Raw genomic sequence first — 11,680 nt, 5'->3', positions numbered from 1 at the left:
CCAGTGGACGCACGGTTCTCGGCCGAGTCACCAAGCGAGGCAGCCGATACCTGCGGATGCTGTTCGTCCAGGCGGCGTCCGAACCGATGGCCCCGGGTTCAGCGTCAACGCGGGGCTGACGGACGTCGAAGGGTACGAGTTGCACGTCGAGGCCGGCCTCCTCGAAATAGTCGTTGGCCAGCGCCACATCGACCTGCGGCGTCTGCGCGTTCGGGGACCAGGCGAAGGCAATCGGATCGGCCAGCGCCGCCGAAGGCAGCAGAGCAAGGGCGAAGACGGCATGTTTCATGATGTCCTCTGAGGCGTGAAGGAGGTCGATGATCTCCTCGCGGATGGGCAGAAGCGTGTCAGCTTGCGCGCGGAGCGAGCGCGGGCGGGGCAGAGAGAGGTCGACAAGCGGTCGCTTTCGGGATCGGTGGTCAACGCCATCCGCGGGGTCGGGGCGCTGACGTTCTCCGTCACGCCGGGCGAAAAGGTGCAGGGGGAAAACACGGTGACGCGCGGGTTCTCCGCCAGACTGGCGCGGCCATTCCTTGGCAGGACGACCCGGATGTCGCTCGGCTTCTTCCAAGCCGGAGGGGAGAACTTCTTCGGCATCGAACGTCAGGACCGTATTTTCAGCCTGTCCGTCGGGCGCGAGGTGGGCAAGCGCCTGTGGCTCGGCCTCGGCCTCGGCCTGCGTCGGCTCGACTCCACCGCCGATGTCTATGACGAGAATGCGCTGACGGTTGACGTCTTCTTCACCGGGCGGCCGTTTTAGCCCGCGATACGCGGACCCTCCATTTCTTCATCAGCCGCACCGCGTTCGGCCTGTTTTGTGTTCACCGTCCGCCGCCGGCGGGCATTGGCCCATCGGCGCGCTGGAAAAATGAAAGGCCGCCCTCTCAGCTTCAGGAACAGACACTTCGGAGACGTCGATGTTGCGTACCAGCCTGGATCTCGAACTCGTTGCCGTGACGAAACGCTATGGCAACGCCGTGGCGGTGAACAACATCACGCATCTTTTCCCGGCGGGAAGCTATGTCTGCCTTCTGGGCCCCTCGGGCTGCGGAAAGACGACGACGCTGCGGATGATCGCGGGGCACGAAACCGTCAGCGACGGGGCCATCCTTTTGTCCGGCCGCGACATTTCGCACCTGCCGCCGGCGAAGCGCGGGACGGCGATGATGTTCCAGTCCTACGCCCTGTTCCCCCACATGACCGTGCGCGACAACGTGTCCTTCAGCCTGAAGATGAAGGGCGAGGATGCGGCCACCCGCGGCCGCAAGGCCGACGAGATGCTGGAGCTGGTCGGCATGGGCCATCTGGCCGCCCGCCTTCCCGCGCAGCTGTCGGGCGGGCAGCAGCAGCGGGCGGCGCTGGCCCGCGCGCTGATCACGCGGCCGCAGGTCCTGCTGCTGGACGAACCCTTGTCGGCTTTGGACCCGTTCCTGCGTCTGCGGGTGCGCGGAGAGTTGAAGAAGCTGCAACGCGAGCTGGGGATCAGCTTCATCCACGTCACCCACGGCCAGGACGAGGCGCTGGCCCTGGCCGACCAGGTGGTCCTGATGAACAACGCCGTCATCGAACAGGCCGGCACCGCCCGCGAGGTGTTCCTGACACCCCGGACCGAGTTCGTGGCCCGCTTCATGGGCGGCCACAACGTGCTGTCGCTGGACGGAAAGCGCTATTCCCTGCGTTCGGACCGCACGCGCATCGTCGCCCCGCAGGACAGGGGTATGGACGTCGCCGTGGTCGCCCATGAATTTCTGGGTACCCATGTCGCCGTGAACGCCATCGGCCCCGGCGACACCGAACTGACGGCCATGGTCCCCGAAGAAGAGTTCCGCCTTGCCCCCATCGAACCGGGACAAGGCATCCGCATCGGATGGAATCCCGCCGACCTGCACCCCCTTGGCCACTGACACCCCCGACAGGAGAGACGCATGAAGAAGAACCACTATTCCCGCCGCTCCGTTCTGGCGGGCGCTTCGGCCGCGGCGGTCGCCTCGGCCTTCCCGGCGCCGATGATCTGGGCGCAGGAGATCCGCGACATCACCCTGCGCCAGATCGGCACGGGCGTGTCGGCCTTCAACGAGGTGGCGGCGAAGGTGAAGGAAGATCTCGGCTTCACGCTGGAAATGACGGCGCTGGATTCGGACGCGGCCACGCAGCGGGCGGCGACGCAGCCCAACAGCTATGACATCGCCGACATCGAATACTGGATCTGCAAGAAGGTCTGGCCCACGGGCAACCTTCAGGCGATGGACATCTCGAAGATCGCGAACTACGACAAGATCGTCGGCATCTTCAAGGACGGCAAGCTGACGCCCACCAGCACCATCGCCCAAGGCACCGCCCCCCACACCGTGGGCTTTGTCGAAGGTCCGGGATCCACCACCTTCGCCGACCAGTCCTCGGGCTGGATGACGCTGATCCCCACCATCTACAACGCCGACACGCTGGGCATCCGCCCCGACATCATCGGCCGCCCCGTGGAAAGCTGGGCCGAGCTGCTGAGCCCCGACTTCAAGGGCCGGGCGTCGATCCTCGACATCTCCTCCATCGGAATCATGGACATGGCCATGGTGTGCGAGGCGATGGGCCGGATCACCTACGGCAACAAGGGCAACATGACCAAGGACGAGATCGACGGGACGATCGCCGTCTTCACCGAAGCCAAGCGCGAAGGGCAGTTCCGGGCCTTCTGGAAAACCTTCGACGAATCCGTGAACCTCATGTCCTCGGGCGAGGTGGTGATCCAGTCGATGTGGTCGCCGGCCGTCACCGCCGTGCGGTCGCGCGGGTTGCCCTGCACCTTCCAGCCGCTGAAGGAAGGCTATCGCAGCTGGGGTGGCGGCATCGGTCTGGCGACCCATCTGGAAGGGGTGCAGCTGGATGCGGCCTACGACTACATCAACTGGTACCTGTCGGGCTGGGTCGGCGGCTTCCTGATGCGGCAGGGTTATTATTCGGCCGCCCCCGAAACGTCGAAGCTGTTCATGAGCGACGACGAATGGGGTTACTGGTTCGAGGGCAAGCCCGCCCAGGGCGACATTACCTCGCCGCAAGGCACGGTGATCGAAACCGCGGGCGCGGTGCGCGACGGCGGCAGCTTCCAGGACCGGATGGGCCATGTCGCCTGCTGGAATTCCGTCATGGACGAAAACCTCTACATGGTCCGCAAGTGGAACGAGTTCATCGCCGCCTGACCTGACATGCCGGGCGATGTCCGCCCGGCATTTCCCGACCGATGGATGACCACATGCATTCCGCAACCCTGCGCAACTGGTTCCTTGCGCTGCCCCTGACGGTCGTGCTGGCGCTGTTTTTGCTGCTGCCGATGGTGATGATCTTCGTCGTCAGCTTCTGGGGCGCAACCGAATTCTCCATCTATCCCGCGTTCCAGTTCGACAATTACGGCTATCTCTTCGGATCGTCGGTGGTGCTGCGGGTGTTCGGGAACACGTTCCTGTATACGGCGGCCACATGGGCGGCGACGCTGGCGATCGGCTTCACGGTCGCGTATTTCCTGGCCTTCCACGTGCGCAACGCCACCGTGCAGACGGGCCTGTTCCTGTTGTGCACGATCCCGTTCTGGACCTCCAACATCATCCGGATGATCAGCTGGGTGCCGTTTCTGGGCCGCAACGGTCTGGCCAACCAGGCGCTGATGGGGATGGGGATCACGGAACAGCCGGTGGAATGGCTGCTGTTTTCCGACTTCTCGGTCATCCTCGCCTTCGTGCACCTTTACACGCTGTTCATGGTGGTGCCGATCTTCAACACGATGGTCCGCATCGACCGTTCGCTGATCGAGGCGGCGCGCGACAACGGTGCCTCGGGCCTCCAGATCCTGACCAACATCATCATCCCGCTGACCAAGCCCGGCATCATGATCGGGTCCATCTTCGTCGTGGCGCTGGTGATGGGGGACTTCATCACGGTGCGGTTCATGTCCGGATCGCAATCGGCCAATGTCGGGCGCCTGATCTCCAACGACATCGGGTTGCTGCAATACCCTTCGGCGGCGGCGACCTCCGTTGTGCTGCTGGTGACGGTGCTGATCGTCATCTCCGTCATGCTGCGCTTTGTCGACATCCGGAAGGAGCTGTGAATGGAACGCAAATCCGGGTCCTTCTATCTTCTGGCCGCCTTCTTCGGGCTGTTCCTGCTGTTTTTGTACGGCCCGACGCTGATGATCGCGATCCTGTCCTTCCAGGGGCCGGGCGGGGGGCTGACCTTTCCGATGCAAGGCGTGTCGCTGCACTGGTTCCACGAGCTGTTTCGCCAGCAATCCGTGGGGGATGTCTGGGGCGCGTTCCGCCGCAGCCTCGCCCTGGGCCTGATCGTGATGGTGGTGACGGTCGTGCTGTCGGTGATGACGGGCATGGCCTTCCGGCGCCGGTTCCGGGGGGCGAACCTCCTGTTCTACCTGATCCTCGCCAGCCTCGTGATTCCGTCGATCCTCGTGTCGCTGGGCGTCGGGCTGATCTTCTCGCAGCTGGGGCTGACGGTGCACTGGCTGTCCTCCGGCCTCGGCTCGCAGCTGACCTGGACCTTGCCCTTCGGCTTCCTGATCATGCTCGCCGTCTTCAACCGCTTCAATCCGGCCTACGAGGAGGCGGCCCGCGATCAGGGCGCGACGCAGTGGCAGACCTTCCGCCACATCGTCCTGCCGATGATCGCGCCCTCGCTGGTCGGGGTCGGGCTTTTCGGCTTCACGCTCAGCTATGACGAATTTGCCCGCACGCTTTTGACCGCTGGCAGCCGCAACACCCTCCCGCTGGAGATTTTCGGCATGACGACCAACGTCACCTCGCCGCTTCTGTATGCGCTTGGCACGCTGACGACGCTGTTTTCGCTGCTGATCATCGGGCTGTTCCTGGCGGGGGCCTTCCTGCTGGCGCGGCGGCGGGCGCGGCTGGGATCGGACGCCGGAAAGGGCGTGGCGTAAGGGCCGGGGCAAGAACCATACGAAACAGGAAAGACAGGACATGACGAAGAAAATCTGGTGCTCGTTCGGGGTGGACATCGACTCCGTGGCGGGCTGGATCGGATCCTACGGCGGGGCCGACAGCCCGTCGGACATCCAGCGCGGCGTCTTTGCGACCGAGGTGGGCATCCCGCGCCTGTTGCGCCTGTTCCGCCGCCACGAACTTCAGGCGTCCTTCTTCATTCCCGGCCATTCGCTGGAAACCTTCCCCGACCAGATGAAGATGATCGTCGATGCGGGGCACGAGGTGGGCGCGCATGGCTACCTCCATGAAAACCCCATCGCCATGACCCCGACGCAAGAGGAAGACGTCCTCGTCCGCTCCATCGAGCTGATCGAGGGGCTGACGGGCAAGGCCCCCCGCGGCTATGTCGCCCCGTGGTGGGAGATGTCGGAAAACACCGCCGCCCTTTTGCAGAAATACGGCTTCAGCTACGATCACAGCCAAGGCTATCGCGACTTCCAGCCCTTCTATGCGCGGGTGGGCGACGCTTGGACGACCATCGATTATTCCGGTCCCGCCGCGGCCTGGATGAAGCCGATGACGCACGGGAGGGAGATCGACCTCGTGGACATCGGGGCCAACTGGTATGTCGACGACCTGCCGCCGATGATGTTCATCAAGAACTCCCCTAACAGCCATGGCTTCGTGAACCCCCGCGACATCGAGCAGATGTGGAAGGACCAGTTCGACTGGGTCTACCGGGAGATGGACTATGCGACCTTCTGCTTCACCATCCACCCTGACGTGGCGGGCCGCCCGCAGGTGCTGCTGATGCTGGAACGGCTGATCGATTACATCTCGGGGCATGAGGGCGTCGAATGGGCGCCGTTCGAGGTGATCGCGGCCGATTTCCGCGCGCGCTTCCCCTTCGCCGGCGACGCCCGCCCCGAGGTGATCTGATGTGCAACGCCTGCGGCTTCCCCGAACGCCCCGGCGCCTGGACCGACGCTGGGGCGGCCACCCCGCGTGACCGGATGTGCGCACGGTTGATGCAGGGGGTCGTGGCGAACCGCCTGCTGGGCCTTCACGGGCTGACGGCGCGGGATGCCGGCACCGTGCCCGGCCTTGTGCTGGCCACGAACACGGGGGCGGCGACGCTGGTGGCCGATCTTCCCGCCCTTTGGGCGGAGGCGGAGCGGATCCTTGGCGCCCCCGTCGACCCCCTGGACCCCCGCCTGTGCGCCTGACGATCCTTGGCGGCTATCTGGGTGCGGGGAAGACGACCTGGCTGCGCCATCAGCGCCACGCGGGCCTGTTTACCCATGCGCATGTCCTCGTGAACGAGGCGGCGGGCACGCCCGTCGACCATGCCCTGCTACCCGGCGCGCAGGTTCTGGCGGGCGGCTGCGCCTGTTGCGACGGGCGCGAGGCGCTTCTGACGGCGTTGCGGGCGCAGGCGGATCTGGCCAGCCGCAGGCAGGGGCGGGACGTGATCCTCGAAACCAGCGGGCTGGCCGATCCGGGGGCTATCCTGACGCTGGTCCAGACCGATCCGGTGCTGCGGCACCACGTCCGGCTGCAACCGACCCTGGTGCTGGTCGATGCGCTTCACGCGCTGCAACAGATCGCGGGGGATGCTTTGCTGCGTCGTCAGATCGCGGCGGCGGACCAGCTTGTCGTGACGAAGGTCGATGGGGCCGAGACGGCGCAGCTGGGCCGCCTTGTCGGCGTTCTGCAAGGCTTCGCGCCCGCCGCGCGGATCACCGGCTCCTCCATGGGGGAGGATCGGCCCCTGCCGCCCCCTGTCCCGATGGATTTGCCACCCGTGGGAACCGATGCGATGCCGCGCCCGCACCTGCTGCACCTGCCGCTGGACACGGATTGGACGGCGCTCAGCGTCTGGCTGTCGGCTCTGCTGCACGCGCGGGGCCATGACATCGTCCGCATCAAGGGCGTGGTCCGCGCCCCCGCCGGCCGCCTTCTGGTGCAGACCGTCCGCCGCGCGGTCCAAAGGCCCGAGGTCCTGCCCGAGGAGGCAGGGGCCGACGACAACCGGCTGGTCTTCATCGGGCGCGGTTTCGATCCTTTGCGCCTCGACCGCTCGTTCCGCCGGAACGTCCTGGGCAAGGGGGATCAGCCGCGGTCCGCCGGGCTTCCGGGCATCAGGTCGTAGGGGTGCGCCCAGCCGGGCAGGGCCGCGATGCGGTCCAGCCACCGGGAGATGGCCGGTCGCTCGGGCCGCCGGAACGTGAAGGGCTCGGGGTAATACAGGTAACTGCAACAGGCGAAATCGGCAAGGGTCGGGCCGTTCCCGACCAGCCAGTCGCGGCGGTCCAGATGGGCCTCCAGAACGTCCAGCGACCCGGCGGCACGGGCCAACGCCCACGCAATGACATCGGGGGACCGGCGGTCTTCCGGCAGGAAGTTCATCATGAACCGCAAGGCGCCGAACTGGCCCGACCCCTTGCTGACATCCCAGAACAGCCAGCGCAGCACTTCGCGGCGTTCCTCCTCCGTCTCGCCCTGAAACCTGCCGGTCCGTTCCGCCACGTGAAGCTGGATCACGCTCGACTGCGTAAGGGTGAGGTCCCCGTCCACCAGAACCGGCACCTCCCCCATCGGGTTGAGGGCGCGAAAGCCGTCGGTCCGGGTTTCTCCGTGAAAGAAGTCGACCCAGACCGGTTCCCAGGCGTAAGAAGACAGCGTCATCGTAAGAGCGGCCTTGTAGGCGTTGCCGCTTTCGCCAAAGCAGTAGAGTCGGGCGGTCATGGGAACTCCTCGGTCAGGGGGCGGGCCTTCAGCAGCGCAGCGAATGCCGCCGCCGTCAAGCCCGATGCGTACGCCGCCATGCCTTGAACGTGCCTGCGGAAAAGGCCAGAATGCGGCCATGGAAATGACCAGCGTCATCAGTGCCTTTGTGACCATGTTCGTGGTCATCGACCCCATCGGTCTTGCCCCCATCTTCATCGCGTTGACGCATGGCATGACGCCGGCCCAGCGTCGACGCACGGGCTGGACGGCGGTGGTGATCGCGGCCGCCCTCCTGACCCTTTTCGGCCTGGCGGGGGAAGCGATCCTGGCCGGCATCGGCATCTCGCTTCCCGCCTTCCGGATCGCGGGCGGGGTGCTGCTGTTCCTGACCGCGCTGGACATGCTGTTCGAACGCCGGACCGAACGGCGCGAGGACAAGGCCGCCGATGATGCACCCGGACATGATCCTTCGGTCTTCCCCCTCGCCACGCCGCTTCTGGCCGGGCCGGGGGCGCTCGCCTCCATGATCCTTTTGGTGAACGAGGACGGGTCCGCGCTGCACACGCTGATGATCCACGGGGTCATGCTGGCGGTGCTGGCCGTGGCCGCGACGCTGTTCGCCGTGGCGGGCGGCATCGCGCGGATGCTGGGGCGGATTGGAACGATGGTGCTGACGCGCCTGTTCGGGATGCTTCTGGCGGCGCTGTCGATCCAGTTCGTGATCGACGGGCTGAAGGGCTCGGGCCTCTTCTGACAGGTCGTTACAAAGCAAGTCAAAATTTCTTGACCGATCCCGATCGCTGTGGGATCAATAAGACGGCAATCGATTACATCAGGCGGGGGGAGACGCCGTAACGATGTGCCGCTGGCGGTGTCTTGCGCCGCCATTCAGGGAGGAATGACAATGCAGACCACGACGATGCGTCGCCTCATGGCGGGCGCTGCCTTCATGCTGCTGCCCTTCTGCGCCTCGGCGGCCGATCTGGAGGTCACCCATTGGTGGACCTCGGGCGGGGAAGCCGCGGCGGCCCAGCAACTTGCCCGGATCTTCGAGGAGCAAACCGATCACCACTGGGTGGACGGCGCCATCGCCGGGTCCGGCGCCACCGCGCGGCCGATCATGGTGTCGCGCATCATCGGCGGCGATCCGATGGGCGCCACCCAGTTCAACCACGGCCGTCAGGCGCAGGAGCTGGTGGAGGCCGGCCTGATGCAGGACCTGACCGAGGTGGCCGAACGCGACGGCTGGCGCGAGTCGATCATGCCCGTGTCCCTGCTGGACGCCTGCACCTTCGAAGACAAGGTGTATTGCGCCCCCGTGAACATCCACTCGCCGCAATGGATGTGGATCTCTCCCGCCGCGTTCGAGGCGGCGGGGCTGGAGCCTGCCACCAACTGGGAAGAACTGAAGGCCGCCGCGCCGAAGCTGCGCGAAGCGGGCAAGCTGCCCTTGGCCGTGGGCCTGCAAGGCTGGCAGACGGGGTTGCTGCTTTACACCCTCGTCGCCGGGATCGGCGGGCCGGAGTTCTACGTCCAGGCCTTCGACGCGGGCGACGAGGATACCCTGCGCGGCGAGAAGATGGCCCAGATCTTCACCGAACTCGCCGCCGCGCGAGAGATGTCGGCCGGCGGCAACATCAGCGAATGGAACATGGGCACGGCCCGCATCATCGAAGGGCAGGCCGCGGCGCAGGTCATGGGTGACTGGGCGCAGGGGGAATTCGCGCTGGCCGGCAAGGTGGCCGGCACGGATTACGAATGCCACATCGGCCTTGGCGGCGCGCCGGTCATCGCGACCGGGGGCGACGCGATCTATTTCCCCGTCAACCGCGACCCCGCCGTGACCGAGGCGCAGATGGCGCTGGCCGCCGTGATCATGAGCGACGAGGCCCAGATCGCCTTCAACGCGGCGAAGGGATCGCTGCCGGTGCGGGGCAACATCGACCTGGCCGAGGTCAACGAATGCACGCGCAAGGGGCTGGAAACCCTGAAGGCGGGCAACACGATCCCGGCCATCGACCTGATCATCTCGCCCGACGCGCGGGGCCAGATCGAGGATCTGACGGCGGAGTTCTTCGGCTCCGACCTCAGCCCCGAGGACGCCCAGGAGCGGCTGGCCGAGATCATCCTCGCCGACAAGTAGACGCAAAGCCCGGCCTCCGGGTCGGGACCCTCTCGATCAGGAGCAAGCGACATGACCGGCCCTGGCCGACCCTTCCGCCCGTTCCGAAACTGGCCCGCAAAGCTGGCCGCCACCCCGATGGTGCTGACCGCCGTCGTGATCTTCATCGGCTGTTCGCTGTGGACGGTGGTGCATTCCTTCACCAGTTCCAAGCTGCTGCCACGGCTCGATTTCGTGGGGCTGGCGCAATACGAACGCCTTTGGGCCACGCAGCGCTGGCAGGTGTCCATCGAGAACCTGGCGATCTATGGCGTCGCCGCGCTGGTGCTGACGCTGGTCACGGGCTTTCTGCTGGCGGTGCTGCTGGACCAGAAGATCCGGTTCGAGGACGGGTTCCGCACCATCATCCTGTTCCCCTACGCGCTGAGCTTCATCGTCACGGGGCTGGCCTGGCAATGGATCCTGAACCCCGATTTCGGCGTGCAGAAGATCGTGCGCGGCCTGGGCTGGGAAAGCTTCGTCTTCGATCCCCTGAACAATCCCGACCTCGTGCTGGTCGCGCTGCTGGCGGCTGGGATCTGGCAGGGGGCAGGGCTGACGACCGTGATCCTGCTGGCCGGGTTGCGCGGCATCGACGAAGACATCTGGAAGGCCACCCGCGTGGAAGGCATTCCCCTGTGGAAGACGTATCTCTTCGTCATCGTGCCGATGATGAAGCCGGTCTTCGCGACCTGCATCGTCCTCATCTCGGCCGGGATCATCAAGCTTTACGATCTGGTGGTCGCGCTGACGAACGGGGGGCCGGGCATCTCCTCGGAAGTGCCGGCGAAATACGTCTACGACTACATGTTCGGCAACCAGAACCTGGGGCAGGGGTTCGCCGCCTCCACGATGATGCTGGCGATGGTGCTGGCGATCATCGTGCCCTTCGCCCTGTATCGGATGGGGAAAAAGCGCCATGTATGAACGGTTCCCGCCCACCCCGCCGCAGGTGTCGCGCCTGTTGCCCGGCCCCGCCGGACGCCGCCCCCGCCGACGGATGGAGCCGCGTCGCATCATGGTCTATGGCGCGCTTCTGCTGGTGTCGGTCTACTACCTTCTGCCGCTTTGGGTGATGGTGATGACCTCGCTGAAGGGGATGCCCGAAATCCGCATGGGCAACATCTTCGCCCCGCCGGTCGACATCACGTTCGAGCCCTGGGTCAAGGCCTGGTCCTCGGCCTGCACGGGGCTGAACTGCGACGGGCTGTCGCGCGGGTTCTGGAACTCCGTCCTCATCACGGTGCCGGCCACGGTGCTGTCGATCGGGGTGGCGGCGGTGAACGGCTACGCGCTGGTCAACTGGCGTTTCCGCGGGTCCGAGGTGTTCTTCGCCATCCTGATCTTCGGCGCCTTCATCCCCTATCAGGTGATGATCTACCCCCTTGTCATCATCCTGCGAGAGATCCGGCTGATGGGATCGGTCGCGGGCGTGATCCTCGTGCACGTGATCTTCGGCATGCCCATCATCACGCTGCTGTTCCGCAACTACTTCGCCTCGCTTCCGCCGGAACTGTTCAAGGCGGCGCGGGTGGACGGGGCGGGCTTCTGGGGCGTGTTCCTGCGGGTGCTGGTGCCGATGTCGCTGCCCATCTTCACCGTGGCGGTGATCCTTCAGGTCACGGGCATCTGGAACGACTTCCTGTTCGGCGTGATCTACACGCGGCCCGACAGCTATCCCATGACGGTGCAGCTGAACAACATCGTCAATTCGGTCCAGGGGGTGCGGGAATACAACGTCAACATGGCGGCGACCCTGCTGACCGGGCTGGTGCCGCTGTCCATCTACTTCCTGTCGGGCCGGATGTTCGTGCGCGGCATCGCCGCCGGCGCCGTGAAAGGGTGATCC

Annotated in this window: 13 protein-coding genes and 1 pseudogene; 12 read left to right on the top strand and 2 right to left on the bottom strand. The window is 65.7% G+C overall.

The features are described 5' to 3' along the window. Positions 1-289 (bottom strand): annotated as a pseudogene (locus ACSHZY_RS14100) (hypothetical protein); the annotation flags it as partial. Between the two features lie 15 nt (positions 290-304). On the opposite strand from ACSHZY_RS14100, the gene ACSHZY_RS14095 reads away from it, so the two are divergent. The 8 genes from ACSHZY_RS14095 (at position 305) to ACSHZY_RS14060 (ending at position 7,092) form a co-directional block, all read left to right on the top strand. Then, the gene (locus ACSHZY_RS14095) at positions 305-760 is read left to right on the top strand and encodes a hypothetical protein (protein WP_435170152.1); all 456 of its coding nucleotides are present in this window, start codon (positions 305-307) and stop codon (positions 758-760) included. A 160-nt stretch (positions 761-920) separates the two neighbouring features. Further along, a complete protein-coding gene (locus tag ACSHZY_RS14090) occupies positions 921-1,904 on the top strand; it encodes an ABC transporter ATP-binding protein (RefSeq protein ID WP_435170157.1) in 984 nt (327 codons plus the stop codon). Between the two features lie 21 nt (positions 1,905-1,925). After that, entirely contained in the window at positions 1,926-3,191 is a 1,266-nt protein-coding gene (locus ACSHZY_RS14085; protein WP_435170151.1) for an ABC transporter substrate-binding protein, read from the top strand. 53 nt (positions 3,192-3,244) lie between these two features. After that, positions 3,245-4,096, top strand: a complete 852-nt coding sequence (locus ACSHZY_RS14080) for an ABC transporter permease (protein ID WP_435170149.1) — start codon at positions 3,245-3,247, stop codon at positions 4,094-4,096. Beyond that, positions 4,097-4,936, top strand: a complete 840-nt coding sequence (locus ACSHZY_RS14075; RefSeq protein WP_435170147.1) for an ABC transporter permease — start codon at positions 4,097-4,099, stop codon at positions 4,934-4,936. A gap of 40 nt (positions 4,937-4,976) precedes the next feature. Beyond that, positions 4,977-5,879 carry a polysaccharide deacetylase family protein gene (locus tag ACSHZY_RS14070; RefSeq protein ID WP_435170145.1) on the top strand — a complete coding sequence of 301 codons (903 nt, stop codon included), beginning with the start codon at positions 4,977-4,979 and terminating at the stop codon, positions 5,877-5,879. After that, positions 5,879-6,166 (top strand): hypothetical protein, encoded by a 288-nt coding sequence (locus tag ACSHZY_RS14065; protein WP_435170143.1) that lies wholly within the window; start codon positions 5,879-5,881, stop codon positions 6,164-6,166. The genes ACSHZY_RS14070 and ACSHZY_RS14065 overlap by 1 nt, the downstream gene beginning before the upstream one ends. Then, complete coding sequence (locus ACSHZY_RS14060) at positions 6,157-7,092, top strand: CobW family GTP-binding protein (RefSeq protein ID WP_435170141.1); 936 nt, start codon at positions 6,157-6,159, stop codon at positions 7,090-7,092. Before ACSHZY_RS14065 ends, ACSHZY_RS14060 begins: the two co-directional genes overlap by 10 nt. Here ACSHZY_RS14060 and ACSHZY_RS14055 read toward each other — a convergent pair. Next, complete coding sequence (locus ACSHZY_RS14055; RefSeq protein WP_435170139.1) at positions 7,053-7,688, bottom strand: glutathione S-transferase family protein; 636 nt, start codon at positions 7,686-7,688, stop codon at positions 7,053-7,055. The two genes, ACSHZY_RS14060 and ACSHZY_RS14055, sit on opposite strands and share 40 nt — an antisense overlap. 118 nt (positions 7,689-7,806) lie before the next feature. On the opposite strand from ACSHZY_RS14055, the gene ACSHZY_RS14050 reads away from it, so the two are divergent. From ACSHZY_RS14050 to ACSHZY_RS14035, 4 genes are all read left to right on the top strand, one after another. Then, on the top strand, positions 7,807-8,424 hold the full coding sequence (locus ACSHZY_RS14050; RefSeq protein ID WP_435170137.1) for a MarC family protein: 618 nt from the start codon (positions 7,807-7,809) through the stop codon (positions 8,422-8,424). A gap of 150 nt (positions 8,425-8,574) precedes the next feature. After that, positions 8,575-9,813, top strand: a complete 1,239-nt coding sequence (locus tag ACSHZY_RS14045; RefSeq protein WP_435170135.1) for an ABC transporter substrate-binding protein — start codon at positions 8,575-8,577, stop codon at positions 9,811-9,813. 51 nt (positions 9,814-9,864) lie between these two features. Continuing rightward, complete coding sequence (locus tag ACSHZY_RS14040) at positions 9,865-10,758, top strand: carbohydrate ABC transporter permease (RefSeq protein ID WP_435170133.1); 894 nt, start codon at positions 9,865-9,867, stop codon at positions 10,756-10,758. Beyond that, entirely contained in the window at positions 10,751-11,677 is a 927-nt protein-coding gene (locus tag ACSHZY_RS14035) for a carbohydrate ABC transporter permease (RefSeq protein ID WP_435170131.1), read from the top strand. The genes ACSHZY_RS14040 and ACSHZY_RS14035 overlap by 8 nt, the downstream gene beginning before the upstream one ends. The last annotated feature ends 3 nt before the right edge of the window (positions 11,678-11,680 follow it).

The sequence above is a fragment of the Falsirhodobacter sp. 1013 genome (assembly GCF_051195255.1).
Taxonomy (GTDB): domain Bacteria; phylum Pseudomonadota; class Alphaproteobacteria; order Rhodobacterales; family Rhodobacteraceae; genus Falsirhodobacter.
This window is presented reverse-complemented; position numbering and strand designations above follow the sequence as displayed.

What these genes read in the sequence shown, in the direction of transcription:
- ACSHZY_RS14085 (WP_435170151.1), top strand. Translation starts at nt 1,926, where the DNA reads ATGAAGAAGAACCACTATTCCCGCCGCTCCGTTCTGGCGGGCGCTTCG.
- ACSHZY_RS14080 (WP_435170149.1), top strand. Translation starts at nt 3,245, where the DNA reads ATGCATTCCGCAACCCTGCGCAACTGGTTCCTTGCGCTGCCCCTGACG.
- ACSHZY_RS14075 (WP_435170147.1), top strand. Translation starts at nt 4,097, where the DNA reads ATGGAACGCAAATCCGGGTCCTTCTATCTTCTGGCCGCCTTCTTCGGG.
- ACSHZY_RS14070 (WP_435170145.1), top strand. Translation starts at nt 4,977, where the DNA reads ATGACGAAGAAAATCTGGTGCTCGTTCGGGGTGGACATCGACTCCGTG.
- ACSHZY_RS14065 (WP_435170143.1), top strand. Translation starts at nt 5,879, where the DNA reads ATGTGCAACGCCTGCGGCTTCCCCGAACGCCCCGGCGCCTGGACCGAC.
- ACSHZY_RS14055 (WP_435170139.1), bottom strand. Translation starts at nt 7,688, where the DNA reads ATGACCGCCCGACTCTACTGCTTTGGCGAAAGCGGCAACGCCTACAAG.
- ACSHZY_RS14050 (WP_435170137.1), top strand. Translation starts at nt 7,807, where the DNA reads ATGGAAATGACCAGCGTCATCAGTGCCTTTGTGACCATGTTCGTGGTC.
- ACSHZY_RS14045 (WP_435170135.1), top strand. Translation starts at nt 8,575, where the DNA reads ATGCAGACCACGACGATGCGTCGCCTCATGGCGGGCGCTGCCTTCATG.
- ACSHZY_RS14040 (WP_435170133.1), top strand. Translation starts at nt 9,865, where the DNA reads ATGACCGGCCCTGGCCGACCCTTCCGCCCGTTCCGAAACTGGCCCGCA.
- ACSHZY_RS14035 (WP_435170131.1), top strand. Translation starts at nt 10,751, where the DNA reads ATGTATGAACGGTTCCCGCCCACCCCGCCGCAGGTGTCGCGCCTGTTG.